Below are 25,194 nucleotides of genomic sequence, written 5' to 3'. Positions count from 1 at the left end.
CCGGGGATAGCCCGTCGACTGCACGGGTGTCAAGGGTCGCGGCTCGGGGGAGCCGGGTCCACGCGCGGAGTGGTCTAGGCAGCCCGCTCGTCAGTACGCACCGCGGTGCCCGAGCACGGCGCCCACGGTCCGCGCGAGGATCCGCAGGTCCAGGGCCCACGACCAGTTGTCGACGTAGTGGAGGTCCAGGCGGACGCTCTCGTCCCAGCTGAGGTCCGAGCGGCCCGAGACCTGCCACAGACCGGTCAGCCCGGGCCGGACGGCCAGCCGGTGCCGAGGGTCGGGCGCGTACTGCGCCACCTCGGCGGGGAGGGCCGGCCGGGGACCGACGAGCGACATCTCCCCGCGGACGATGTTGATCAGCTGGGGCAGCTCGTCGAGCGAGTACCGTCGCAGGATCCGGCCGACGCGCGTGATCCGCGGGTCCTCCCGCAGCTTGAACAGCACCGCGTCGCAGTCGTTGCGGTGGGCGAGATCGACCCGGCGCTGGTCGGCGTCGGTCCGCATGGTCCGGAACTTGAACATCGTGAAGGTGCTGCCGCCTCGTCCGACCCGGCGCTGCGAGTAGAGCACCGGTCCCGGCGAGTCCCACCGGATCACCACGGCGATCACCAGCATGAGGGGCAGCAGGGCGAAGAGCGTCAGCGCGGCGATCGCCCGGTCCGTGGCGGCCTTCGCGAGGCGCGTCGTCGACGGTCCGGTCCGCGGCCGGATCCGGGCCAGGCCGAGCAGGCCGGCGGAGACGTGCTGGACCCGCGCGGGCACCATGTCGAGGAGCCCGGTGCCGACGTAGACCTCGAGCCCGGCTGCGTGGGCGGCCCAGCAGGTACGGCGGACAGCCGCGGGGTCGAGCGCCCGTCCGGGCGCGACCACGACGGCGTTGGCACCGCTCGCCAGCGCCGCGTCGACCAGCTCCTCGGTCCCGAGCCACATCGGGATCGTGCGCAGGTCTGCGCCGATCGCGCCGGACGTGGCGGCGGACTCGTCGAGCGAGACGCACGCGGCGGCGACGGTCCAGTGGCGACGGCGGTCGCGCTCCAGCTCGCCCACGATCGACGCGACATCGGCGAGGTCGCCGGCGACCGCGACCCGGAGTCGCGGCGAGCCGACGACCAGGCGGACGGCGATCGCCGCGACCACGAGCGCGGCGACGATCTCGACCTGGGTCCCGTGCGTCGCGCCGGGGACCAGCACGCCGCCGGTGACCCAGGAGACGACGACGACGGCGACCCCGGCCTGGAGCACCGCGCGGAGCCCGGAGGAGCCCGGCGTCCTCGTCCAGGCACCCAGGGCACCCAGGGTGAGGGACCAGGCCAGCGCTGCCAGGAGCAGCGGCACCGGATCGGGCGCGATCCCCTGGACGACGAGGACGACGAGGAGGGTGGCTGTGCCGCTCACCAGGTCCGCGGCCGCCAGGACGGCGGACGAGTGTCGCGGCGGCGCGGCGGACGGGCGGCGGGCGGCAGCGGCCGGCGCCTTCTCATCCACGCGGTACGGCCCCGGCGCCGCCGACGTCACTGAAGTCACGGTTCCCCCCCACTGCGGACGACCTGCTGCTACCGGTCATCCGGCCAGCGGATGGTGTGCAGATCTCCTGCCTGAGAACCTAGGAACTGGGCGCGCAAACCACATGCCCGAAATCGGGCAACCTGGCCGAGCGGCGATCGTCAGTCGCGGCTGGGATGCCAGCCCGCGGAGTTGGCGAGACCGACCGCCGCGAGCTGGGAGGAGACCTCGAGCTTGGCGAGGATCGCCTTCACCTGGGTGCGGACCGTGGCTTCGGAGACGAAGCTGCTCGTCGAGATGTCACGGACCGTCCGGCCCCGCATCAGCTCGCCCAGCACGGTCTCCTCGCGGGGGGTCAGCAGCGCGAGCCGCCGTTGCAGGGCCACCCGCTCGAGGCCTTGCTCGTGGCCGTAGTTGATGAGCGCCTCGCGCTCCTCGCGGTCGATGACCGGGAAGCCCTGGTTGATGCGACGCACGGTCGAGAGGATCTCGTTGAGCTGCTGGGACTTGCTCAGCACCTTGCGGGCCCCCCAGTGCAGGCACTCGCCCCACCGGGCCCGGTCGCTGGAGGCCGTCACGACGACGACCTCGATGCCGGCCTTCACCATCGGCGTGATCAGCCGGACACCGTCGCCGACGCCGCCGAGGTCGAGGTCGAGCAGCACGATGCGCGGACGGATCCGGGCGACGGCCGCGAGCACCCCCTGGGCGCCCCCGACCTGGCTGACCGGCAGGCACTCGACGTCGTACCCCTCCAGGTTGAGGGCCAGCTGGAGGGACTCGGCGAACAGCGCGTGGTCCTCGATGATGAGGACCTTCAGCCTGCTGCGGGGCGTCGTGGCGGTCACCTCCCGAGGTCCTGCGGCTCGGCGACGGCCACCACGGGCGCCGGGAGGGAGAGGACGAACTGCGCGCCACGCCCGGCGTCGGGCGCGATGTCGAGCCACCCGTCGAGCTGCTCGGCCAGCATCCGCGCAGCGGCGAGGCCGATCCCCTGGCCCGGCGACTGGGGGCCGTGGGCTCCCCAGGAGAAGAGCCACGGCCGCACCGCCGGGTCGACCCCCGGACCGTCGTCGGACACGGTCAGCTCGACCGCGGTGCCCGCTGCGCGGACGCCGACCCGGACCGGGTGGCCGGCGGCGTGCCGGTGGGCGTTCGACAGCAGCACGTCGACGATCTCCGCCACGTCGTCCGGCCGTGCCATGACGACGTGGCCGCTGGGCTGCCACGAGACCGCCAGACCCGCGGCCTCGTGCCGGACGACGATCGGGCGGAGCGTGGCGTCCAGCTCGATCAGCGCGACCGGGCCGGTCGAGGCGTCGCTGACCAGGCGGTCGAGCCGCTGGAGCTCCGCGACCGCCATCTGGTGCAGGTGCTCCCGGTAGGACGGGGCGATCTCGGTCCGCTGGAGGAGCTCCGTGGCAGTCTTGATGCCGGCGAGGGTCGCGCGGAACTCGTGCAAGCGCGCCTTGCCGGTGTGCAGGTCGTGGTCCGCGGTCTCCAGCCGGCCGCGCAGCGTGCGGAGCGCAGACGCCTCGGCGACCACGGCCCGTCGGGCGTCGGTGACCGCTGTCCTCACGAGCAGGGTGCTGCCGACGATGTTGGCCATCGCGCTGACGGTGAGCAGTGCGTAGGGCGACCCGGTCGCGGCCGAGACCTGGCCGACGGCGAGGAGGGCCGAGGCGAGCGCGAGTCGGTGCCGGAGCTCCCGGGTCAGCACGCTGGAGAGCAGTAGGCGGGCCACGTTCGACAGGCTGACGACGCCCAGGCCGATGAGGACGGCGACGTACCCGGCCGTCGAGGGCGCGGGGGACGGGATCGCGAGCACGCCGATGCGGGCGACGATCACCCCCAGCCCCAGCAGCAGGCCGAGGGCGAGCGGATCCCAGCGCACCGGCAGCCGGTCGCCGCGCACCAGCACGGAGCCGAGCCCGAAGATGACCCCGATCTGGAAGAGGTAGACCCACACGGAGCTGTCGGCGGTGTCCGGGCCGTCGGTCAGCAGCGTGAACCAGTTGACCTGCTGCAGGGAGTAGGCCGCGGCGGCGGTCACCAGCCAGGCCATGGACGGGTCGTCGTCGACGTGCCAGTCGATGTAGAAGAGCACAGCGGCGCACAGCACGGCGACCGCGGAGGCGAGCACGCAGATGTCGGCCGCCCGCTCCGACGTCGCCGGACCGCCGATCGTCAGCGCGGCGAGCGGTACGAGCGCCGCGCCGCAGCCGATGACGACAGCGCGGACCGTCTCGCGTTCTCCCACGGTGCCCCACCCCCTTATGGGGCCCGCGGCAGCGCCGTCGAACCCCATGGACCTGTCCGTCCCCCACGGCCGGATCTGACTCGACGGCAATCCGCCGGGCGATGTCCAGTCCCCTAATATCGAGGCGAGAACGAGGGATTTTCAATCGAAATCGATGATGTCTCCCCCAGATTGGGGACGAAATCACCCTCCAACGGGTGGAGATCGGGCACAAATCCGTCAGTGGGCTGCCTGTTCTGCCCATCGACGACCGGTCGGCGGCATGCCGAAAGCAGGGGACATTCCGGCGCCGCACGGACCGGGAGCGGCGAGGAACGCCACGATGGTCGACGATGCCGCCGACCGTCCCCGCGCTCCAGACGCCGGCCGGTTCGCCTGTCCGTGTGGAAGCCGAGCCGGCCGTCGTCAACGTGCTGCTCGGGTCCGACCTCCCGCTGATCGCCGAGGCGGTGGCGGCCGCACTGCGGAGCCGCGGGTTCCGCACCACCGTGCTCGGGTGGCCTGGCGGCGGCCACGCGCCGCTGCGCCAGCAGGCGGCCGGCGCCTCGGCCGAGGTGGGCGTCCTCCTGTACGACGTCGACGTGTCCCTCAGACTGGCGGCGGCCACTGCGCTGATGCGCGGCTGGTCGGGACCCTGGCTCGTGCTGACGGGCGCCAGCCCGGGGTCGGCGTGGGGAGGCCTCGCGGCGGCGGGCGCGTCGGCGGTGCGATCCCGTGACCTGACCCTTGCGGAGACCGACTCGCTGATCCGGGCGCTCGCCGCCGGCCGCGCCGACCCGGCGGGGCCGAGGCTCGAGCACATCGCGGCCTGGCACGAGCTCCAGGCCCGGCACGGATACCTCCAGCAGCGGCTGGACAGCCTCGCGCCACGTCAGCTCGAGGTGCTCACGCTGCTGCACCAGGGGTTGCAGGTCGCCCAGATCGCGCCCCGGCTGGGGCTGGCCGAGACCACGGTGCGGTCGAACGTGCACTCCATCCTGCGCAGGATGGGCGTGCGGTCGCAGCTGGCCGCTGTCGCGCGGCTGCACGCGATCGAGTGGTCGGCCCAGGACGAGGCCCAGGACGAGGCTGAGGCGGATGCTCAGTCGACGGGGGAGCGCCAGTCGACCTGATGGGCGAGGCCGACGGCAGCCAGCTGCGAGGAGACCTCCAGCTTGGCGAGGATCGACTTCACCTGGGTGCGGACGGTGGCCTCGGAGACGAACGAGCGGGACGCGATCTCTCGTACCGTCCGCCCGAGCGTGAGGTTGCCGAGCACCTCGGCCTCGCGGTTCGTCAGCAGCTCGAGCCGGGCCTGGATGTGCTGGTGGCGGAACTGCCGCTCGTGCCAGTGCCGGAGCAGGTCCTCGCGCTCGCCAGGTGCCAGCACCGGCAGGCCCGAGTCGATGCGGCGCAGCACGGCCAGGATCTCGTTGAGCCTGGCCCCCTTGCTGAGGACCTTCCTGGCGCCCTCGGCGAGGCACCGTCCCCAGCGCGCCTGGTCGAGGTCGGCCGTCACCACGACGACGGCGCAGCCGCTCTGGACGAGGGACGGGATCAGGCGCGCGCCGTCCCCGAACTGGCCGAGGTCCAGGTCGAGCAGCACGATGCCGGGCCGGGAGCGCGAGACCTGTGCCATCAGGCTCGCCAGCCGCCCGGGGCTCTCGGGCACCTCCGCCTGGCGGACGTCGTAGCCCGCCCGCGACAGGGCGATGTCGAGCGACTCGACGAACAGCGGGTGGTCGTCGATGAGCAGGATCCGCTGACGACGCGGCCCCCGCCCGCTGTGCGGCAGCAACCCGTCCGGTGACGTCGCACCGTCGAGCCGGGTGCCGTCAAGCGCGGTGCTGGCTCGGAAGTCGGTCTCGTGGGTCGTCACGATGACTACCGTGCGAAATCCGCGGGGCCGCGTGGCCCAGCACCGTGGCCGAATACCTCATCTTCGGGACGCGGACCGCGTGCCGAGCCGAGGCTGCCAGCCGGCCACTCCGTCGCGGTGCCACGCATGGGGTCGAGGCACCACGGCTGCCGGTCGCCCATCTCGGGGGAGGGGACAGCGCCCGCGCAGGCTCGTGACGAAATGGCCGACTGGCGAGCCGGCACAGGCGACACAAAGAGGTCGTCGACCTCAGTGTCGGTGGTGGCCGATGTGACGGTCATCATCAAAACTCAGCGACCTGGGACAGCTCGTCCTGGACCTGTTCCTCCAGGCGGCCGTGCCACTCGATGTAGCGACGGCCGGTCGCCGGGCAGCGGTAGCCGCCACGACCGGCGGACTCGAGGGGCACCCCTGCGTGCCCGACCCACCGCACCCTCCGGGCCGGGACTCCTGCCACCAGGGCGAAGTCGGGGACGTCGCGGGTGACCACGGAGCCGGCGGCCACCATGGCCCACCGACCGATGGTCACGGGAGCCACGCACACGGCCTGCGCGCCGATCGACGCGCCCTCCCCGACGTGCACGCCGACGGCCTGCCCGTCGTCGGTGGACTTGGGGGTCCGGTCGGGGGTCACCGCGCGGGGGAAGACGTCGTTGGTCAGGACCGCGGCGGGGCCGACGAAGCAGCCGCTCTCCAGGAAGGCCGGCTCGTACACCAGGGCGTGGTCCTGGATCTTGCACCGGTCGCCGACCACGACGCCGGGCCCGATGTAGGCGCCCCGGCCGACGATGCAGTCCTCCCCGACGACCGCCCGCTCGCGCACCTGTGCGAGATGCCGGATCGTCGTGCCGATCCCGATGCGTGCGTCGGCGTCAACGACGGCCGAGCTCTCTATCCGGGGAGATTCCGTCCGTGTCATGTGCACATGACACGCCACGGTCCGCCCGCTGACGGATGCGGCCCGCCATGCTCCCCAATAGTCGGGACGCGCCGCCTCGAGCGCGCCTACCCAACATCGGGTATCCCCGTCGTCGAAGCCGCTCCCGCGGCGGCTCGCCTCTCCGATGCTGACGCACACGGCGGCCGGTTTGGGGGGCCGGCCGCCGACATCTCGCCACCGCGACGCACTGGGTGGCGGCCCACGATTTAGGCGTCGGGTGGCGGCCGCCCTAGACTGTTGCAGTTGCCTCGGCGAGGGAGCGCCCAGAACACCTGGGCTCCGTGATCGACAGGGCTGGCTGGACCTCCGGGATCTGCCGCCGCGATCTGCGCGCCGCGGCCCCGAGACAGATGCACAGCCAGCACCACGTACGAGGAGAGCATCGCGATGAGCGAGAAGATCAAGGCCGAGGTCCGCAGCGAGTTCGGCAAGGGCGCTGCGCGCCGCATCCGCCGTGAGGACAAGGTGCCGGCGGTCGTCTACGGCCACGGCAACGAGCCGATCCACCTGACCCTGCCGGGCCACGACACGATGATGGCGATCAAGCACGGCGGCGCCAACGCGCTGCTCGAGCTCGAGATCGACGGCAAGCCCCAGCTGGCGCTGACCAAGCAGGTGCAGGTCGACCCGATCCGTCGGGTGATCGAGCACGTCGACTTCGTCGCCGTCGTCAAGGGCGAGAAGGTCACCGTCGAGGTGCCGGTGCACCTCAACGGCGAGGCCGCCCGCGAGACGCTGGTCGTCACCGAGACCGCCACGATCCAGCTCGAGGCCGAGGCCACCCACATCCCCGAGTTCGTCGAGGTCGACATCGAGGGCGCCGAGGCCGGCACCCAGATCCACGCGTCCGACCTGAAGCTCCCCCAGGGTTCCACCCTCCTGCTCGACGAGGAGACGCTGATCGTCAACGTCACCGCGCAGATCTCGCAGGAGGCGCTGGACGCCGAGCTGGAGGAGGCGGAGGCCGAGGCCGGCATCGAGCACGAGGCCCCGGCCGAGGAGGCCCCGGCCGCCGAGGCCGCCGAGGGCGAGGCCGACGCGGAGGAGTGATCCTCCTCCCTGTCGCATGACGCTGTTCCGTAGGAAGGGCCGGGATTCCGTGACCGACTCCGCTACCCCCGTGTGGTTGGTGGTCGGGCTGGGGAATCCCGGCCCTTCCTATGCCGGCCACCGGCACAACGTGGGCTACCTCGTCGTCGAGGAGCTCGCGACCCGCATGGGCTCCTCCTTCCGGGCCCACAAGTCCGGCCGCGCGGAGGTCGTCGAAGGTCGCCTCGGCGCGCCCGGAGCGCCGGGTCCGCGGGTCGTGCTCGCGAAGAGCCGGTCGTACATGAACGAGTCCGGCGGCCCGGTCAAGCAGCTCGCGACCTTCTACAAGGTGCCGCCCGAGCGCGTCATCGCCGTCCACGACGAGCTCGACATCCCGTTCGACACCATGCGGGTCAAGCTCGGCGGCGGCGACAACGGCCACAACGGGCTGCGGTCGATGCGCTCGTCCTTCGGCACCGGCGACTTCCACCGGGTCAGGGTGGGCATCGGCCGCCCGCCGGGTCGCCAGGAGGTCGCGGACTTCGTGCTGTCGGACTACTCGTCGGCCGAGCGCAGGATCGTGCCGTTCCAGGTCGACAAGGCTGCCGACGCCGTCGAGTCGCTCGTGCTCGAGGGGCTCGAGCGCACCCAGCAGAAGTTCAACTCATAGGGTGGCCCGCATGACGTTCGCCCCCGGAACTCCACCCGCTGCCGCCGCCACCGACGACCACGTGCTCGCCACGTGGCTCGCCACGGTCGCGGGGGAGCGGCTGCTCGAGGTCCGGGGCGAGGGTCTCGAGGGCCGCGAGCTCAAGGACGCCGGCGACCGGGCCGCCCACGAGCTGTTGATGGAGCTCGTCGCCGAGCACCGTCCCGGCGACGCCGTGCTCTCGGAGGAGGGCAAGGACGACAAGGCCCGCCTCACCAGCAGCCGGGTCTGGATCATCGACCCGCTGGACGGCACCCGCGAGTTCTCCGAGGTGCCCCGCGACGACTGGGCGGTCCACGTCGCGCTCTGGCAGGACGGCGACCTCGTCGCGGGCGCGGTCGCCCAGCCCGCGCTGGGCGAGACCTTCAACACCGGCACCCCGCCGGTCGTGCCCCCGAGCAGCGCGCCGCGCCCGCGCATCGCCGTCTCGCGCAGCCGACCGCCGGCGTTCGTGCACGCCCTCGCCGAGGAGCTGGACGCCGAGCTGGTGCCGATGGGCTCGGCCGGGGTGAAGGTGATCTCCGTGGCGCGCGACCTGACCGACGCCTACGTGCACGCCGGAGGGCAGTACGAGTGGGACTCGGCCGCTCCGGTCGCGGTCGCCCGTGCCGCCGGCCTCTTCACCTCTCGCGTCGACGGCACCCCGCTCGTCTACAACCAGGACGACGTCTACCTGCCGGACCTGATCGTCTGCCGCCCGGAGCTCGCGGAGCGGATCCTGACGTTCGTGCGCGAGCACGGCGTCGGCTGACCCGACCGGGCGGCCGGACCCGGCGCAGCCCGACGGCCTCCACAAGATGCGGTATGTGGCCCGGCATCTGCCCGGGCGTCGGGCCGCAGCCCGGAAGGATCCAGGTCGATGGATCCGCTCAGACTGCCCGATGGCCCGCTCGACGTCCTCTGCGTGGGGGCGCACCCCGACGACGTCGAGATCGGGTGCGGAGGGACGCTGCTCCGGATCGCCGAGCGCCCCGACGTCACCCTCACCGTCGCCGTCCTGACGGGTTCCCCGGACCGGATCGCCGAGTCCGAGGGTGCCCTCCAGGAGATCCTCCCGGGGGTCAAGACGCACTTCGCCGCGCTGCCCGACGGTCGGCTGCCCACCCACTGGGAGGCGGCCAAGGAGCATCTCGAGGACCTCGCCCGACACTGCCGGCCGCAGCTGGTGCTCACCCATCGCGTCGACGACGCCCACCAGGACCATCGCACGCTCGGTGTCATGGTGACGACGGTGTGGCGGGACGCGCTCGTCATGCACTACGAGATCCCCAAGTGGGACGGCGACATGGGTGCTCCGTCCCACTACGTCGGGCTCACCGCGGAGCACGCCCGCCGCAAGGTGGCGCTGCTGGATCGCCACTTCCCGAGCCAGCACCCCCACGACTGGTGGGACGACGAGGTCTTCCTCGGCCTGATGCGACTGCGCGGCATGGAGTGCCGCCAGCCGTACGCCGAGGGATTCTGGGTCGCCAAGGCGCTCGTGGAGGTCTGAGAGCATGCGTGTCGAGACCGCCGAGCTCCACGACGTGCTGGTGTTCCGGCCGTCGCCGCACCGCGACGCCCGAGGGTTCTTCACCCGCACGTTCGACGCCGAGGTCGCTGCGGCCCACGGGCTGGACCCGGCGTCGTTCGTCCAGGACTCGCAGTCGCGATCGAGCCGGGGCACCCTGCGCGGCCTCCACGGCCGCGCGCGGGGCGGAGAGGCCAAGCTCGTCCGATGCGCCCGCGGCGCCATCCTCGACGTCATCGTCGACGCTCGCCCCGAGTCCCCGACCTTCGGACGGCACCAGGGCTTCACGCTCGACGACGAGCAGCACTGCGTGCTCTACGTCCCGCGCGGGTTCCTGCACGGGTTCCAGGTGCTGAGCGAGGTCGCCGACATCTGCTACCGCATCGATCGTCCCCACGACTCCACCGACGACGTCTCGGTGCGGTACGACGACCCGGACCTGGCCATCACGTGGCCGCTGCCGGTGGACACCCTCAGCCCGCGGGACGAGTCCGCCGGGTCGTGGCGCGAGATGAGCGCGGGTCATGTCGTCGGCTGACCCGCACCACTGTCGGGGCTGTCGGTCGACGAGCGGCCGCGTCGTCCTCGACCTCGGCGAGCAGCCGGCCGCTGACCACTTCCCGTCCGCGTCGGACGCGGGTCCGGACCCTCGGCACCCCCTCGCGATGTGGTGGTGCGCGAGCTGCGGGCTGGCCCAGCTGCTGGACGACGGACCGGCGCCGGAGGAGCCGCGTGCGCTCGAGCCGCGCGCGGCCGTCGACCAGGCCCACCAGGCCGTCGACGAGCTCCTGGCCGCCGGCCTGATCGAGCCGGGGGAGTTCATCGAGTTCGCCAGCCCGCACGGCGGCTCCTGGGGCGACGCGCTCCGTGCCAGAGGCTTTCGGCCCGCCGTCGGCGACCGGGCCGGCCTGGTCGTCGACGTCTACGGGTTGATGCACGACCGCGACCAGGCGGCGGCCGCGCGCGCCCGGGCCGAGGCACTCACCGACGACGGGATCCTGCTGCTGCAGTTCCCGACGTACGCCGCGACGCTCGCACGTCGCGAGTGGAACGCGCTGCGCCACGGCCACTTCGCCTACCACAGCGTCCCGGCAGCACGGCGCCTCCTCGCCGACGCCGGGCTGACGGTGTACGCGGCGCGCAGCTACTCGCTCTACACCGGCTCGGTCCTCCTGCTGGCCTCCCGCAGCGGCGTCGGGCCCGCAGCGGAGGGCGTCGCCCTCGACGAGCTCGAGCGCGCAGAACGTGCCCTCGGCGTCCTGGACCCGACCGCGATGGGCCCCTTGGGCGCGGCGCTCGAGCAGGATGTCGAGCAGCTGCGTCGATGGGCGGAGAGCCAGCCGGGAGGCGCCTGGCTCTACGGCGCCGGGTCCCGGGCCGTCGCCGTGCTCGCCGCGGCCGGGCTGCGTCCCGGGGTCGTTGCGGGGATCGCCGACGGGGCGCCTGCCAAGCAGGGGCGGAGGATGCCCGGCACCGACATCCCGGTCGTCGCCCCGGACGCGATGGTCGCAGCCGACCCGGGGAGCATCCTGCTGATGCTGCCGGACCTGGCTGATGAGCTGCGCGACAGCTGGCCCCAGCTCGCCGACCGGTGGGTCGTCTACGGCGCTTGCTGAGCGCTGAGCCCGCCGACCCCACGGGTGGTCGACGGGCTCAACGGGCGCGGTGGTCGGTCAGTAGACCTCGAGCCTCGGCAGCGGGACCAACAGCCGTGCCCCCCACTCGCGCGTGTACGCGAGCTGCGCGGTGATCTCCTCGCGCAGGTTCCAGGGAAGGATCAGGATGTAGTCCGGCTTGGTCTCGGCGAGCTTCTCCGGCGCATGGATCGGGATGTGCGTGCCGGGCAGGAACATGCCCTGCTTGAAGGTGCTGCGGTCGACGGTGTAGGCGAGGAGGTCCTCACGCACACCGGCGTGGTTGAGGAGGGTGTTGCCCTTGCCGGGTGCGCCGTACCCGGCCACGGTCGCGCCCTCGCGGCGAGCCTGGATGAGGAAGTCCACGAGGTCGTCGCGGGCCGCGCTGACGACCTGGGCGAACCCCGCGTGCCCCTCGACGGTGTCCAGCCCGGCTCGGCGCTCGTCGGCCAGGACCTTGGCGACCCTGGCGCTCGGCTCCGGAGCGCTCTCCGTCGGCATCGACCAGGTGCGGAGCGAACCGCCGTGGGTCGTCAGCTCCTCGACGTCGACCACCGTGAGGCCGGCCTCGGCCAGCACCCGCTGCGTCGTGATCAGGGAGAGGTAGGAGTAGTGCTCGTGGTAGATCGTGTCGTAGAGCCGGTCCTCGATCAGCCGCAGCAGGTGCGGGATCTCGATGGTCAGGGTGCCGTCGTCCTTCAGCAGCGCGCGCAGGCCGCGAGCGAAGTCCACGATGTCGGGCACGTGCGCGAAGACGTTGTTGGCGGCGACCAGGTCGGCCTTCCCGTGCGCGGCGGAGACCTCGGTGCCCGTCGCCTCCCCGAGGAACTCGCAGACGGTGTCGATGCCCTTCGCGCGGGCGACCTCGGCGATGTTCGCCGCGGGCTCGATGCCCAGGCAGCGGATGCCCAGGTCGCGGACGTGCTGCAGGAGGTAGCCGTCGTTGCTGGCGACCTCGACCACCAGCGAGGTCTCATCGAGGTCCAGCCTGGCGACCGCTGCGTCGACGTACCGCTTCGCGTGGGCGACCCACGACTCGGAGTAGGACGAGAAGTACGCGTAGTGACTGAAGATGTCCTCACCCGCGAGGTACGCCGGCAGCTGGACCAGCAGGCACGACGAGCAGATCCGGACGTGGAGCGGGTAGAACGTCTCGCCACGGTCCAGCTGGTCGGCGTCGAGGTAGCTCTCGCAGGGCGGCGACGTGCCGAGGTCGACGAAGGTCTGAGTCAGGTCGTCTCCACAGAGACGGCACTTCGGGGCGTTCATCCGACCCCTTCCGTTTCGATTGGTTCTCGGTGCTCGGTCACGGTCGACGCTAGGTGCCCGCCTGGCGGTCACCGAGCGGCTTGGGCCGGACCTACCGAGAATGGGGGAGCCCGCTCACCCGCGGAGCCGCTTGGCCGTGCCGGCCACCCGGTTGCGCACCCGCCGGCCGAGCGTGGGCCGGGCGATCATCACGCGCTGGGGCCAGTCCGGCCCGTCGGTGCTGCGGATGCTGGTGCGTGCCTGCAGCCAGGCACCTCGGCGCGCCCAACCGCCGTCGCTCGTGTAGACGCGCGTCGCCCCGGTCCGGCGCAGGGCGCGCAGGACGTGGCGGTTGTAGGAGCCGAACGGGATGGCGATCTCGGACACCTCCGAACCGGTGAGTCGCTCGAGCTCTCGCCGGGCCCGCACCATCTCCTCCTGGACCTCCGCCGCCTCGCCCCTGCTCCAGTCCAGCGACCGCCAGTCCCGGTGGGACCAGCCGTGGGAGCCGATGACCATCCCGGCAGCGTGGAGCTCGCGCACGTCCGCAGCGTCGAGCCGGCCCGGCTGCCCCAGAAGTCCGGCGCAGACGTAGAACCGAGCCCTCAGGCCGCGCTCCTGGAGGCGGGGCAGCCCGATCTCGAGGTCGGACAGGTTGCCGTCGTCGAACGTGATGGTGACCTCCGGACGCCCCACGGCGGCGTCCAGCAGGCCGTCGAGCTGCTCGACCGTGATCCACGTGTCGTCCTCACCGGGATCCAGCGGTCGAGCGGGCCGCCCGATCCCGTGCACGGTGAGGTTGACCGCCCACCGGGCGTCCGTCCCGCTACCCACCGTGCCTGCCAGCTCGAAGTCGTCCCGCCTCACGGCACCTCGGCCTCCACCACTGCCGGGGCGATCCTCGGCGTCGATCCCCGGCGCCGGCCGCGGGGCCTCGCCAAGGCGGCCGCCACCAGGTCGGGCGCGTAGGTCGGGACGTCGTGGTGCGCGCACTGCAGGTAGCGGCTGCCGGCGTCGCGCACCAGCTCCTGGGGGAACAGTGCCACCAGGCCCCCGGGGTACGACGCCGTGCGCGCCGGCGGCTCGTCGTACCCGTGGACCGCGCGGAGCAGCGTGAGCGGGTCGGCGCCGTCTGCGCCGATGAGGTGGGACGTGGGCGTGGCGCGTGGGTTGAGCTCGAGCAGGTGGGCGCGGCCGTCCGCGTCGAGGATGAAGTCGAGCCCGCACAGCCCGGAGAGCTCGAGCCGGCTGACGATCGACTTGACCGCGTAGTCCATGTCGGGGTGGTCGACGACCCGGAGCACGGTCGAGGGCCCGGTGGGGCCGTCACTCTCGACCACCTCGGCCTGGACGGCACCCAGTGCGGTTCCGCGATGGCAGGCGACCGCGGCGTTGGCGGGCCGGCCCTCGATGTAGCTCTGGATCGAGACCGTCGGTCGGGTGCCGGCGACCCACGCCCGCAGCGCCCACGGGTCACGCTCGACGACGAGGCGCTTGAGCGCCCGCGCGAGGGAAGGACGGCGGTGCAGATCGCGCCACGCGACCCCGGCCTCGGCGTCGGTGCGCAGGATCGCCATGCCCCGGCCGCCCCAGCTCCCGTCCGTCTTGAGCACCGCGGGTCCGGGGTTGCGTCCCATCCACGCGGCGATGTCCGCCGCGGAGTTGACCGCTGCGGTCGGCGGGCAGAGGACGCCGGCGTCGCGCGCGAGCTCCATCAGCCCGTTGCGGGAGTAGACCGAGGCGAACGTGCCCGGGGAGCCGAGCGACTGCTCGAGCAGCTCGCGCATGCGCGAGCCGGACGCGGTGGTGGGGTCGGACTCCGCGTGGATCCGCGCCAGGACCTGCCGGGTGCGGTCGTCGAAGGGGATGACGAGGTCCGGCTCGGAGGCCTCGATCGCCGACCGGAGGGACCCGACGGGGTCGACGAGGCCGAGCGGATGGCTGCGCCGGACCGCGGAGACGACGTGCAGGGCGCTGCCCCGAGGAGCGACGCCGTCGACCGTGCAGCCGACCTCGGTCAGGTCCGCTGCGAGCCGGGCCGCACCGGGCCACCGGAACGTGCTCGCGACGAGCACCGTCAGGTGTCCGGACGTCGGCTCGACGGCCCGGCTCACGGCTCGGGCGAGCCGGGCCGCACCGACGGAGGTCTGGGTCAGGTCGAGGTGGTTGCCCCACACGCGGCGTACCTCCAGCTGCGGGAGCCAGGGGCGCCACAGCTCGGCCAGGTCGCAGCCGAAGTCCGCCTCGGTCGCCGCGAAGAGCGTGACCGGCCGGTCGACGACCCTCGGCTGCCACAAGGCCATGACGGCGAGGTTGCGGTCCTGGGGCGTGGCGAGCGCCGCCACGGCGGGCTGTGCAGGTCCGCGTCGGCGGCGCAGCCTCCTGGTCAGCCGCGCCGACCGCGCCGAGAGCTCCCGCAGGGCCTGGACCGGTGGTCGGCCGGTGATGTCGCGGAGGTGCACCCACGTCCGACGGGCGGTCGCGCGGGCGAACAGGCCGGTCGGCCAGTGGCGCTGGTCGAAGAACGAGTCGACGAGGCCGACGAAGGCCACGCTCCGGCCCGCGGCGGTGAGCAGCTCCGCGGCTTCCAGCGCGAGGAGGCCGCCGAAGGAGTAGCCGAGCAGCCGGAGCGCACCCTCCGGCTGCTCGGCACCGACGGCGGACGCGGCGACGGCTGCCATCGAGGCGACCGTGTCGGCCGAGCCCGGGTCCGCCGCCAGCGCGAGGGCGACCACCCTCGGTCCGGCCGGCAGGCCCTCGACGAGGGGCACGAGCTCCTCGGTCGATGCCCCGGCGCCGCCGAGGAGGAAGAGGGTGCCGTCACTGCCCGGACGCAGCTCGGCGACGGTCAGGCGGCACACCGGAGGAGGTCCTGCGTGATCCGGCGCGCGGCGAACTCGTCACCGTGCATGAATCGCATCAGCGGCCCGAACGACACTGCGGCGGAGAGGCCGAGGAAGTACAGACCGGGCGCCGAGGACTCGAAGCGGTGGGAGAGGACCGGGGCCCGTCCGACCGTCCGCACCTCGGTCCGCAGCTCGTCGTCGAGGAAGCTGAGCCGGTTGAGGTCCGCCTGGTAGCCGGTGGCGCAGATGACGTGGTCGGACTCGATCGTCAGAGTCGGTTCGTCCTGCGAGCTCGCCAGCACCAGCCGCACGCCGTCGTCGGTCGCCACTGCCCGTTGGATCGAGCGCGCGGTGAACACCTCGACCGAGGACTCGAACGGCTCCTTGAGGTGCCAGGCCGAGCTCGGGCCCAGGTGGCGCCGCACGATCTCGGGCCGCCACTTCGCGGGCACGAGCCGGAACAGGTCCGGGGCGTCACAGCTCGCCCGGGACCGCCACCCCGGCCCCAGCCCGGAGCCGGGCCGGTGGAGCTTCTCGATCAAGGTGCGGCTCCGCCCGGTCGGCGGGGACGAGAAGTGCACTGAGTCGCGACGCGCCACCAGCCGGCTCTCCGCGCCGGCACGAGCCAGCCACACGGCGAGGTTTACGGCGGACGCGCCGGCACCGACCACCGTCACCCGCTGCCCCTTGAACCGGGAGAGGTCGTGGTGGGCGCTGGAGTGGGTGACCAGCTCCGGCGAGATCCCGTCGAAGATGTGGGGCATCGCGGCGAAGTGGGTGATGCCCGCGGCGACGACCGCCTGCTTGGCGCGGAACTCCTCGCCATCGTCGAGCCGCAACCGGAACCCTCGCCCGTCGCGGGCGATCGAGGTGACGTTCTGCTGCTCGAGATCGGGCACGTAGCGCTGCTGGAAGTCGAGACCGTAGGAGATGAAGGTCTCGAGCGGGACAGGCTCGTCCGTGGGGTGGTAGGGCAGGCCGCGCTCGCGGCAGTAGTCGGCCAGCGTCGCGCCCGGCTCCGGTGCCGACAGGTTCGAGGCGAAGCCGTCCGACTTGAGGAACATGCCGCGCGGCATCGCGGTCCGCCAGGTGTCGAGCGGTTGACCGAAGACCCGGAAGTCGGCGCGTCTCCCGTGCAGGTGCGCTGCGACGGACAGGCCGTAGGGCCCGGCCCCCACGACGGCGGTGTCACACTCGATCATCAGTCCAGGTCTCCCTCCGGTGGTGCAGCGCTGGAACGGACCCGAGCCGCGGCTGCGAACCTCCGGGATCGTGCGCTTGCTGAGAGGACTCTGCCGGGGCCGGCACGTCCACCTGGGGGAACGCCGTCGCCTTCATCGTCATTGGGTACGCCGAGCCGTCCGGCGCCGCCGGGATGCCGGCCTCGTCCCCGGTGATCCGGAGCTCGGACTGCAGCCGGAACAGCTCGGCGTACCGCCCGTCACGGGTCATGAGCTCGTCGTGCGTGCCCTGCTCCGCGATCCGGCCCTCGTGGAGCACGTAGATGCGGTCCGCGCCCCGGACGGTCGAGAACCGGTGCGAGATGAAGAGTGCGGTGCGCCCGCGCAGCGAGTCCCGGAGCGTGGCGAACAGGTCGTGCTCGGCGCGCGGGTCGAGCGAGGAGCTCGGCTCGTCGAGGATGACGAGTGGGGCGTCCCGGTAGAACGAGCGCGCGAGCGCCACCCGCTGCCACTGGCCGCCCGACAGGTCGGTGCCGCCTGCGAACAGCCGGGAGAGCACGGTGTCGAAGCCGTTGGGGAGGGCGTCGAGCAGGCCCTCGGCGCCGGCTGCCGCCGCCGCGGACCGCACCCGCGCGGGCTCGACGGGGACGTCGACGCGGCCGAGCGCGATGTTGTCGGTCGCCGGCAGCGCGTAGCGCACGAAGTCCTGGAACACCACGGCGATGCGCCGGCGCAGGCTCGCAGCGCCGAACGAGGCCACGTCCTGCGCGTCCCAGGTCACTCGCCCGCCGTCGGGCTCGTAGAGCCCCGCCAGGACCTTGGCCAGTGTCGTCTTGCCCGAGCCGTTCTCGCCGACGAGGGCGACCACCTCGCCCGCGCGCAGCTCCACGTCGACGCCGCACAGCGCGTCCCGGTCGGCGTCGGGGTAGCGGAACCGGACGTCCTCGACCCGCACCACGTCGAACCCGTCCGGCGCGTCCGGACCGTCGGCGTCGTCGGTCGCGGACTCGCCGAGCGCGAGGAACTGCTCGAGGTCGTCGAGGAAGAGCCCGGACTCGAAGACCGACTGCGCGCCGCGGAACACCGCCTGCACCTGGGTCGCGAGGAGGCGGATGGCGACGATCGCGGCACCGGCGGCCGCGACGTCGATGTCGCCGCGGTCGATGAGCACCACGAGCGCGATCAGCGTGGCCCCGAGCACGAGTGCCGAGCCCAGCTGACCGATGAGGCTGAGCACGCCCCGGCGCAGCACATGGGCCCGCAGGTCGTGCAGGTACGCGCCGTACAACGCGTCGAAGCGGGCGGCGAGCCAGTCGGTGAGCCCGAAGGCACGCACCTCCTTGGCCTCGTCGCGCCCGCTCTGCAGCAGGGCGAAGTAGCTGCGGAGCCGGACGGCCGGGGTCTGGCGCACCGAGAAGTCGAACTCGATGCGCGACTCGCGGGCGCTGGTGAGCAGGAGCGGGACGCCGGCGACCACGACCAGGGGCAGCAGCAGCGGGGAGATCGCGATCAGGGTGATGCCGAGGGCCACGCTCGCTGCGAGAGCGCTGCCCATGGAGAGCAGGCCCTGGGTGACCTGGTAGGGCCGCACCAGCGCGTTGGTCTGGACCCGGTTGAGGCGGTTGTAGAACTCGGGCGACTCGAAGTGCCGGAGGCCGACACCGGTGGCCACGCCCAGCACCTTCCCCCACATCGTGCGGGCGACGGACTCGCCGAGGAGCCGCTGGAGCTGGCCCTGGACGGCGGACGCCGCAGCCGCGAGCGCCGAGCACGCCGCCAGGGCGATGACCGGCAGCAGCGCCGAGTCGAGCACCGTGCCGTCGACCGCGTCGATGACCCCGTTCAGCACCCGCTCGACGGCGACCACCTGGGCCGCCAAGGCAGCAGCGGCCAGGAGCTGGACGGCGATCAGCGCGACGAGGATCCCCCGTCCGGAGGCCCAGACCAGGGACAGGCTGCGGCGCACGAGGGCGCCGAGCCGGCCCGCGGACCGGCTGCCCGACCGCGCGGCGACCTGGAGCGCGAGCGGGTCCGATGGCTCGACCCCGCGGCTCACCGGGTCACCCCCTCGCGTCGCGGCCCCTCGGCTCGCCCGGTCTCGTTCTCCCGAGACCGTCCGCCGTCGGGGCCGGTTGGGCTAGCGTGGCGGTGGCTCGCCGATCCCGTCGGGAAGGACAGTGGAGACGCAGTGGTGGACAGGACCATTCGTCGTGCCGTCGATGCAGCGTGCGTCGACGTGTGCCGGGGCCGCGCCCCCGACCTGCCCCGGTCCGTCGACGTCGGGGGCGAGCTGGTCCGGGCGGTGCGCTTCCACCGCATCGCACCGCTCGCGCACGTCGCGCTGCGAGATGCCCGACCGGATCTCGCGGCGCTCCTCCGCGAGGACCGGGACCACGCGCTGAACCAGCACGTCCGGGTCACCGCCTCCTTGGCGGCCATCGCGAGCACGCTCGCGGGCACCCCGTGGCTGGTCGTGAAGGGACCGGTCCTGTCCGAGTCGCTCCACCCCGTCGCGGGCCTCAGGTCGTACAACGACCTCGACGTCCTGGTCGCCCCGGCGGACGTGCGGCACGCAGGGGAGCGCCTGCTCGACTCGGGGTGGCACGTCCTGGCGACCTCCGACGACCTGCTCAACGGCGAGGTGGCCGGCGAGCTGGAGCTCGGCCGGGCCGGAGGAGCGGTCGTCGACCTGCACTGGTCGCTGGTGCTGTCGGAGACCCTCCGCGGCAGGTTCAACGCCCCCACCTCCGAGCTGATCGAGCGCAGCGTCCCGCTGATGGTCGGACCGGTCGAGGTGCGCACGCTCGACCCCGTCGACACCCTGGTGCACCTGTGCCACCACGCCGCGCTCTCGGGCGCGGTGCGCCTGCTCCACCTGCTGGACGTGGACCAGGCGGCACGCCGGGTCGACGACTGGGACGAGGTCGTCCGGCGGGCCCGGTCGTGGGGAGCGGGGCCCCAGGTCTGGCTGGTGCTCGGGCGGGCCGAACGGGTCCTGGGCACGCCGGTGCCGTCTGACCTGGGACGAAGGCTCGGCCTCTCGCGCAACTTCGGGAGGCTGATGGCGGCGGTCGACTCCGTGTTGCCGGTCCCTGCGGTGCGGCGCGAAGCCTCCTGGCCGCGACTGGTCGCGCGGGCGGCTCGGCCGAGTGCCTCGGCGACGGCATGGACGGCGATGCGGAACGCCTTCCTGGGTGCGTTGAACAGGGCGCGTCGGGCCCCCACCGCGGCGGCCGTCGGGCCGGCAGGACGCAGGGACGTCGCGACCTGGTTCGCCGAGGTGGAACGGGTCTCCCGTCGTCCGGCAGCGCAGCAGTGACGGTGGTCGGTCACGACGCGAGTCCCTGATCGACGAGCCCGTCCGAGCCCAGCCCGGTCGCGCGCAGGACGGACGGGACGACGTCGTCCGCGAACGGCGGCCCCCAGGGCAGCCGGGCGAGGTGGACCGGCACCCGGTCGACGACGTCAGCGAGCTGCTGGAACGTGCTGCGGCGCACCTGGTCGTCCTGCCACCCGAGCACCCGGGGGAACTGGGCGAGCAGGACCAGCGCCTCGGAGGGTGCCAGCCGGGTCAGCTCGACGGCACGTCGATCGGGGGAGTGGTCGGGCAGCGGGACGACCAGTCCGGCGAGCGGGAGGCCCTCGGTCGTCGACGCTGACGGACCCAGGGCCCGGCGCCCGTCGCCGGTCGTACGCAGGGTCGGGCCGGTGCTCGAGAACCGGCCGGCCAGGACCTCGGCGCCCTTGCGAAGTCGCAGCTCGGTCGCTCCGAGGGAGCACCGGGGCACGGACCCGGTCGTGTCGACCCTCAGCACGTCGTCGGTGACCAGTCGAGCGCCAGCCGCGCACAGCAGCGTCGCCATCGTGGACTTGCCCATGCCTGAGGCGCCGACGAAGGCCAGGGCCGCGTCGCCGACCTGCACGGCACTCGCGTGCAGCACCGCCTCGCCGCGCATGGCCAGCACGAAGGCCAGCACCGTCCCGCTCACGAGCACCGACACCAGGTCCGGGTCGGCGGTCGGCACCGGGTGCACGGTGGCCCGACCCAGGCCGGGGTCGATGTCGACGTCGCACGTGCCGAAGAACCGGAGGTGGAACCCGTCGGCGTCGACGCTCGCGGCGTAGTAGCGCCGACTCCCGCTCAGGTCGAGGAGCAGGCGGCCCGGCGGGGTCGATCGCACCGGCGCCGCGGGCTCCCCCAGCAGGACCTCGAGGTCGACGGGCATCCCCGCGAGGGCGGGTCGGTCCTGGTGCAGCGGGACCTGGGATCGGATGGTGAGCCCGTAGATCCGGGTCGTGGGGGCGCTCATCCGGCCGGTCCCGTCCGAGCGCTCACCAGGGGTTGGTACGACGACACCGCGAACCGCGGGTCGACGGCCATCCCGTCGACGAGCAGCCAGGCATGGGCGCGCACCTCGCCGTCGACCTTCGCGACACCGAGGTGGAGCGACGGTCGGAGCCGGCGCAGCAGCCAGCCGGTCACCAGCGCCTGGCGCAGGCAGGTGTCGCCGAAGGGCCAGTGCTGGAGGACGCGGCGAGCGGCGCGCACGCGGACCTGCGCCCACTCGGGGAGGGCAGCGTCGCCGGCCGGCTTCACGTAGGACTCCAGGCCGACCGCGAGCGGCGCCCCCAGGGCCCGGGCCAGGCCAGGCAGGGTGGTGACCCGCAGGCCGGCCTCGACCACCGCGGCCGCGGCGGCGGCCGCCAGGAGCGCCGGCACCTCCGCCAACCGGACCCGGGGTACGCGGGGCATCACACGGCCGCCCTCTCGCTCGCGAGCCAGGCGCTGTGCAGCAGGACACCGGTTGCCATCGTCGGCCGGTCGGAGAGCCAGACGCGGCGGAGCTGCTCGGGGTCGACCAGGTCCTCGTCGACCCCGCTGCCGTCCCATGTCCGGGCGAACTCGCGGGTGGCCTCGCCGGCGTGCGCCCGGTTGAACGACGCCTTCGTGGTCCGCGCCAGGACAGCCGCCGGGAGGACGTCGGAGAACAGCGCCTGCATCGTCGCCGTGCGACCGAGCAGGCCGGTGTGGCCGCCGAAGCGCGCGAGCGCCGCGACGAAGCGCGGGTCGAGCAACGGATCGGATGCCCGGACGCCGTACTCGGCGGCTGCCGCGGTGTGGTTGTGGACGATGGTGGCGAAGGCCCGCTGCCGGGGGATGGCCCGGGTTGCCGCCCCGTAGTCGAGCGGCTCGGCGGCCATGTCGGCGGACAGGAGCCGCACGTGCTGCTCGAACGCGGCGGGCCGCAGCCAGCGGTGCTGCGGGCTGGCCTGCGACGCTCGCCGAGCGAACCGGCGGCGACCCGGGCGCGGCAGGACGGCGTACGCCGCGTGCTTGAGCAGGGCGCGGTCGGGGCGCCGGGTGCGGAGGAGGCCCGTGAGCGGGGTGACGCGGCGCGCGCCGAGCACGGCGTCGCCACCTTCGCCGGTCAGCAGGGAGCCGCCACGGAGGTGCTGGAACAGGACGCCGTGCGTCTGCAGGGCCGGCGGCCACAGCAGTCCGCGCTGCGCGAGCGTGGCGCGAGCGACCGGGCCGAGCAGGTCGGACTCGCCGCCGCCGAGCTCGAGGCGGATCCACTCGGTGAGTCCGAGGTGGTCGATGACGGCGCGCTGCCAGTCCGACTCGTCGGTCTCGGGGAGGTCGCCGTAGACGCGGGTGATCGGGACCGGGAGCGCGTGCCCCTCCCGGCGGGCCAGTGCGGTCGCGGCCGCCAGGACGGCGGAGGAGTCGCGCCCGCCGGAGAACGTGACGTAGCAGCGACCGGCGACGAGGGCCGGGCGGATGGCGTCGTCGAGTGCGGCGCGTGGGGTCGCGCTGGCGCGCGGCAGCGGCGTCGGTGGGACGGAGCCGTAGACCCAGCCCGTCGCGACCTCCATCGGGTCGGGACGCAGGAACGGGTCGGCAGGCGACGGGGCTCGACGACGACCGGGGGGACGGCAGGAGTCCTGCCGAGCCCCCCGGTCCTCGCCGAGCTTCACGAGGCCGTGCCGTACGGGATGTCGATCGTGATCCGACCGATGTGGAAGACGAAGTTGTCGTCCGAGCCCAGGAAACCTTCTCCTTGGGTCAGTCCCAGGACCGATCCGACCTGCGTCAGCTTGGGTGACTCATAGTGTTCGTGCACCGCTTCACCTCCTTAGTGCTCGGGGGTCACCTGCCGCCGGAAGCGGCGACGGGGTCTTTGCGGCGGTCGCGCCGCCCGCTCTCGAGCAGACCGCGTTCGTCGAGGTCCTCGACGAAGGCCAGCACGTCCTCCTCGGCGCGCCGGTGCGGGATGTCGTAGGCGTCCGCCAGGGACTCGATCAGCTGCTGCAACGTCCTGTCCTCGGCAAGCTCCCGCATCAGCACCGTCGCGCTGGCGTTGGCCGTCAGGTAGGTCGACGAGCGCAGGTCGAGGATGACGAGGTCGCCGTCGATCTCCCGCCAGGTGATGTCGTCCACGCGAAGTCTCATGTTTCCCGTCCGGGTCGTTCGCACCGTCCCCCACGGCGCGGCCTGGCCCAAACGGTATGGAGCACGGGACACACCCCGAGTGGCGCTCCGGGTCGGGTTCCTCAGAATTGTGTATGCGACGGGCCTCAGGGATAGACGGGCCGGTCGGTGGGCCGGTCCTGGGCGCCGTCGACGGCGATGTGGGCGCCATTGATCCCGGACGCGCGCGGGCTGAGCAGGAAGCAGGCCGTGTCGGCCACCTCCTCGAGCGTCACGAGCCGGCCACCGGGGAGGTTGTCGGCGACGAAGCGGTCGTGGCCGTCGGGGTCCTTGGCCCGGGTGGCTGCCCACCGGCCGCCTTCGAACAGGACAGCGCCCGGACTGAGCGTGTTCACCCGGATCCGCTCGCGGGCCAGCTCGACCGCGAGCGTGGGTGCGAGGTGGATCTCGGCGGCCTTCGCGACGGCGTACGACGAGCTGGCCCGCGGCTTCCAGCCGCTGATGGACCCGATCACGAGTGCCGCCCCCTGGCCGGACCGCTCCAGCCACGGGATTGCCGCTCTGATCGCGGTGGCCGCGTGCACGACGTTGATGTCGAGGGTGTGGGCCCAGTCGTCCGGGGTGGAGGTCTGCAGGCCGCCACCGCGCGAGCCGCCGGCGTTGGTGACGACCAGGTCGAGCCCGCCACGCTCCTCGGCCGACCGGGCCACGACCGCGGCGAGCCCGGCCTGGTCCAGGACGTCCACGACGTACGGGTGGACCGTCAACCCCTCCTGGCCGAGTCCGTCGACGGCCGCTGCCAGCCCGTCGGGGTTCCGGGCACCGATCGAGACCACGGCGCCCTCCCGGGCCAGGCCGCGCGCGATGGCGAGACCGATGCCCCGGCTGCCGCCGGTCACGAAGGCGCGCTTGCCCGTCAGCTGGAGGTCCACGATGCCGAAGTATGGCCCGCCTCGGCCCGGTCCGCGGCACCGTTCCGCGCGACGGCACGCACGACTCCCCAAAGTGAGGTAAGCGGGTGAGGAACCAGCGTGCCCGTCCGGGGAGTCAGGTCTGATCACGAGTCGAGGACCCCTGCCAGAAACTGCCCGATGGAGGCTTCCGTGACCAGTGTGATCGTCGACCCGACGTGCACCGACGACGAGCGTCGCCACGCGCTCTACTCCGGCGACATCTTCGTGCACACGCACTCGCCCAGCATCCGCGAGTTCGTCTCGTTCACGCGCGCGATGATCGAGGACGCCTTCGGCGGTCGCGACCCGGAGACCGTCCAGTACGACATGGACGTCAACGAGTACGCCGAGGTCCTCGGCGCCCTCAAGCCCGCGTTCATCCACCACCCGGAGTCGAAGACGCACCTGCGGGCCATCCTCGAGGAGCACGGTGCCGACCCCGAGCTCACCTACTTCGACGTACCCCGGCTGAGGACCTCGACCTCCGACAACTACCTGACCACGGGCATCGCCTACGCCTTCCACCCGCACCGGGACACGTGGTACTCCGCGCCGATGATGCAGCTGAACTGGTGGCTGCCCATCTACGACGTGACGCCGGACAACGTGGTGGCCTTCCACCCGCGGTACTTCGACCGGGCCGTCGCGAACGGCAGCGAGCGCTACAACTACTACGCGTGGAACCGCGACAGCCGGGCCATCGCCGCCTCGCAGGTGGGGGAGGACACCCGTGACCAGCCCAAGCCCGAGGAGCCGATCGACCTCGACCCGCAGATCCGGCCCGTCCCGCCCGTCGGCGGCGTGATGGTCTTCTCCGGAGCGCAGCTGCACTCATCGGTGCCGAACACGTCCGGCAGGACCCGGATCAGCGTCGACTTCCGGGTCGTCCACCGCGGCGACGTCGAGGCCGGCCGCGGCGCCGTCAACGTCGACTCGCACTGCACCGGCACGACCATGCGCGACTACCTGCGGGTCGCCGACATGGAACGCCTCCCTGCCGAGGTCGTCGCTCCGTACGACGAGGGCGTGCCGGAGGAGCTCCTGCAGTACGCCATCTACTCGAGCTGAACCACCCACCCTGAGCTGT

At 72.9% G+C, this 25,194-nt stretch carries 25 protein-coding genes; 9 read left to right on the top strand and 16 right to left on the bottom strand.

The window, feature by feature from the left end:
* Positions 1 to 90: 90 nt before the first annotated feature.
* The 3 genes from HZF07_RS11065 to HZF07_RS24425 all read right to left on the bottom strand — a co-directional run bounded on the left by HZF07_RS11065 (position 91) and on the right by HZF07_RS24425 (position 3,766).
* On the bottom strand, positions 91 to 1,527 hold the full coding sequence (locus HZF07_RS11065) for a sugar transferase (protein ID WP_181645058.1): 1,437 nt from the start codon (positions 1,525 to 1,527) through the stop codon (positions 91 to 93).
* A gap of 140 nt (positions 1,528 to 1,667) precedes the next feature.
* Entirely contained in the window at positions 1,668 to 2,354 is a 687-nt protein-coding gene (locus HZF07_RS11060; RefSeq protein WP_309504698.1) for a response regulator transcription factor, read from the bottom strand.
* Entirely contained in the window at positions 2,351 to 3,766 is a 1,416-nt protein-coding gene (locus tag HZF07_RS24425) for a sensor histidine kinase (protein WP_157341639.1), read from the bottom strand. The genes HZF07_RS11060 and HZF07_RS24425 overlap by 4 nt, the downstream gene beginning before the upstream one ends.
* A gap of 383 nt (positions 3,767 to 4,149) precedes the next feature.
* Here HZF07_RS24425 and HZF07_RS11050 point away from each other — a divergent pair, with 383 nt between their 5' ends.
* Positions 4,150 to 4,878 (top strand): helix-turn-helix transcriptional regulator, encoded by a 729-nt coding sequence (locus HZF07_RS11050; RefSeq protein WP_157341637.1) that lies wholly within the window; start codon positions 4,150 to 4,152, stop codon positions 4,876 to 4,878.
* On the opposite strand, the gene HZF07_RS11045 is transcribed toward HZF07_RS11050, so the two are convergent.
* Positions 4,848 to 5,624 (bottom strand): response regulator transcription factor, encoded by a 777-nt coding sequence (locus tag HZF07_RS11045; RefSeq protein ID WP_309504697.1) that lies wholly within the window; start codon positions 5,622 to 5,624, stop codon positions 4,848 to 4,850. The genes HZF07_RS11050 and HZF07_RS11045 overlap by 31 nt on opposite strands.
* A 283-nt stretch (positions 5,625 to 5,907) precedes the next feature.
* The gene (locus HZF07_RS11040; protein WP_157341635.1) at positions 5,908 to 6,543 is read right to left on the bottom strand and encodes an acyltransferase; all 636 of its coding nucleotides are present in this window, start codon (positions 6,541 to 6,543) and stop codon (positions 5,908 to 5,910) included.
* Between the two features lie 408 nt (positions 6,544 to 6,951).
* On the opposite strand from HZF07_RS11040, the gene HZF07_RS11035 reads away from it, so the two are divergent.
* From HZF07_RS11035 to HZF07_RS11010, 6 genes are all read left to right on the top strand, one after another.
* Positions 6,952 to 7,614: a 50S ribosomal protein L25/general stress protein Ctc gene (locus HZF07_RS11035; protein WP_157341633.1), complete on the top strand. Its 663-nt coding sequence runs from the start codon at positions 6,952 to 6,954 to the stop codon at positions 7,612 to 7,614.
* Between the two features lie 16 nt (positions 7,615 to 7,630).
* Entirely contained in the window at positions 7,631 to 8,263 is a 633-nt protein-coding gene (pth, locus tag HZF07_RS11030; RefSeq protein ID WP_157341631.1) for an aminoacyl-tRNA hydrolase, read from the top strand.
* Positions 8,264 to 8,273: 10 nt separating this feature from the next.
* Complete coding sequence (locus HZF07_RS11025; RefSeq protein ID WP_157341630.1) at positions 8,274 to 9,053, top strand: 3'(2'),5'-bisphosphate nucleotidase CysQ; 780 nt, start codon at positions 8,274 to 8,276, stop codon at positions 9,051 to 9,053.
* A gap of 108 nt (positions 9,054 to 9,161) precedes the next feature.
* Positions 9,162 to 9,794, top strand: a complete 633-nt coding sequence (locus HZF07_RS11020; RefSeq protein ID WP_157341628.1) for a PIG-L deacetylase family protein — start codon at positions 9,162 to 9,164, stop codon at positions 9,792 to 9,794.
* Positions 9,795 to 9,798: 4 nt separating this feature from the next.
* Positions 9,799 to 10,350 carry a dTDP-4-dehydrorhamnose 3,5-epimerase gene (gene rfbC, locus HZF07_RS11015; protein ID WP_157341626.1) on the top strand — a complete coding sequence of 184 codons (552 nt, stop codon included), beginning with the start codon at positions 9,799 to 9,801 and terminating at the stop codon, positions 10,348 to 10,350.
* Positions 10,337 to 11,428, top strand: coding sequence for a class I SAM-dependent methyltransferase (locus HZF07_RS11010; RefSeq protein WP_157341624.1), 1,092 nt, complete (start codon positions 10,337 to 10,339; stop codon positions 11,426 to 11,428). The genes rfbC and HZF07_RS11010 overlap by 14 nt, the downstream gene beginning before the upstream one ends.
* Before the next feature lie 57 nt (positions 11,429 to 11,485).
* Here the strand turns inward: HZF07_RS11010 and HZF07_RS11005 are convergent, their stop codons facing one another.
* The 5 genes from HZF07_RS11005 to HZF07_RS24420 all read right to left on the bottom strand — a co-directional run bounded on the left by HZF07_RS11005 (position 11,486) and on the right by HZF07_RS24420 (position 18,777).
* Positions 11,486 to 12,715 carry a class I SAM-dependent methyltransferase gene (locus HZF07_RS11005; protein WP_157341623.1) on the bottom strand — a complete coding sequence of 410 codons (1,230 nt, stop codon included), beginning with the start codon at positions 12,713 to 12,715 and terminating at the stop codon, positions 11,486 to 11,488.
* 114 nt (positions 12,716 to 12,829) lie between these two features.
* Positions 12,830 to 13,561 carry a polysaccharide deacetylase family protein gene (locus HZF07_RS11000; protein WP_220131838.1) on the bottom strand — a complete coding sequence of 244 codons (732 nt, stop codon included), beginning with the start codon at positions 13,559 to 13,561 and terminating at the stop codon, positions 12,830 to 12,832.
* Positions 13,558 to 15,555 carry a thioesterase domain-containing protein gene (locus tag HZF07_RS10995; RefSeq protein ID WP_157341621.1) on the bottom strand — a complete coding sequence of 666 codons (1,998 nt, stop codon included), beginning with the start codon at positions 15,553 to 15,555 and terminating at the stop codon, positions 13,558 to 13,560. The genes HZF07_RS11000 and HZF07_RS10995 overlap by 4 nt, the downstream gene beginning before the upstream one ends.
* Positions 15,543 to 16,742 carry an NAD(P)-binding domain-containing protein gene (locus HZF07_RS10990; protein ID WP_157341619.1) on the bottom strand — a complete coding sequence of 400 codons (1,200 nt, stop codon included), beginning with the start codon at positions 16,740 to 16,742 and terminating at the stop codon, positions 15,543 to 15,545. The genes HZF07_RS10995 and HZF07_RS10990 overlap by 13 nt, the downstream gene beginning before the upstream one ends.
* Positions 16,729 to 18,777: an ABC transporter ATP-binding protein gene (locus HZF07_RS24420; protein ID WP_181645057.1), complete on the bottom strand. Its 2,049-nt coding sequence runs from the start codon at positions 18,775 to 18,777 to the stop codon at positions 16,729 to 16,731. The genes HZF07_RS10990 and HZF07_RS24420 overlap by 14 nt, the downstream gene beginning before the upstream one ends.
* Before the next feature lie 180 nt (positions 18,778 to 18,957).
* On the opposite strand from HZF07_RS24420, the gene HZF07_RS24415 reads away from it, so the two are divergent.
* Positions 18,958 to 20,040 carry a nucleotidyltransferase domain-containing protein gene (locus tag HZF07_RS24415; protein WP_157341618.1) on the top strand — a complete coding sequence of 361 codons (1,083 nt, stop codon included), beginning with the start codon at positions 18,958 to 18,960 and terminating at the stop codon, positions 20,038 to 20,040.
* Positions 20,041 to 20,050: 10 nt separating this feature from the next.
* Here HZF07_RS24415 and HZF07_RS10975 read toward each other — a convergent pair whose 3' ends face one another.
* The 6 genes from HZF07_RS10975 to HZF07_RS10950 all read right to left on the bottom strand — a co-directional run bounded on the left by HZF07_RS10975 (position 20,051) and on the right by HZF07_RS10950 (position 24,086).
* Positions 20,051 to 21,031, bottom strand: a complete 981-nt coding sequence (locus HZF07_RS10975) for a phosphoenolpyruvate carboxykinase (ATP) (RefSeq protein WP_157341616.1) — start codon at positions 21,029 to 21,031, stop codon at positions 20,051 to 20,053.
* Positions 21,028 to 21,474, bottom strand: coding sequence for a lasso peptide biosynthesis B2 protein (locus HZF07_RS10970; RefSeq protein ID WP_157341614.1), 447 nt, complete (start codon positions 21,472 to 21,474; stop codon positions 21,028 to 21,030). Before HZF07_RS10970 ends, HZF07_RS10975 begins: the two co-directional genes overlap by 4 nt.
* A complete protein-coding gene (locus tag HZF07_RS10965) occupies positions 21,474 to 22,598 on the bottom strand; it encodes an asparagine synthase-related protein (RefSeq protein WP_157341612.1) in 1,125 nt (374 codons plus the stop codon). Before HZF07_RS10965 ends, HZF07_RS10970 begins: the two co-directional genes overlap by 1 nt.
* 98 nt (positions 22,599 to 22,696) lie before the next feature.
* Positions 22,697 to 22,846: a hypothetical protein gene (locus tag HZF07_RS10960; protein WP_157341610.1), complete on the bottom strand. Its 150-nt coding sequence runs from the start codon at positions 22,844 to 22,846 to the stop codon at positions 22,697 to 22,699.
* A 26-nt stretch (positions 22,847 to 22,872) separates the two neighbouring features.
* Complete coding sequence (locus HZF07_RS10955) at positions 22,873 to 23,163, bottom strand: PqqD family protein (RefSeq protein WP_309504696.1); 291 nt, start codon at positions 23,161 to 23,163, stop codon at positions 22,873 to 22,875.
* A 137-nt stretch (positions 23,164 to 23,300) separates the two neighbouring features.
* Positions 23,301 to 24,086: an SDR family NAD(P)-dependent oxidoreductase gene (locus HZF07_RS10950; RefSeq protein ID WP_181645056.1), complete on the bottom strand. Its 786-nt coding sequence runs from the start codon at positions 24,084 to 24,086 to the stop codon at positions 23,301 to 23,303.
* Between the two features lie 171 nt (positions 24,087 to 24,257).
* Between HZF07_RS10950 and HZF07_RS10945 the strand changes: the two genes are divergently transcribed.
* Entirely contained in the window at positions 24,258 to 25,175 is a 918-nt protein-coding gene (locus HZF07_RS10945) for a phytanoyl-CoA dioxygenase family protein (RefSeq protein ID WP_181645055.1), read from the top strand.
* The last annotated feature ends 19 nt before the right edge of the window (positions 25,176 to 25,194 follow it).

This window comes from Nocardioides agri (assembly GCF_013778305.1).
In the GTDB taxonomy this organism is placed as follows: Bacteria; Actinomycetota; Actinomycetes; order Propionibacteriales; family Nocardioidaceae; genus Nocardioides; species Nocardioides agri.
This window is presented reverse-complemented; position numbering and strand designations above follow the sequence as displayed.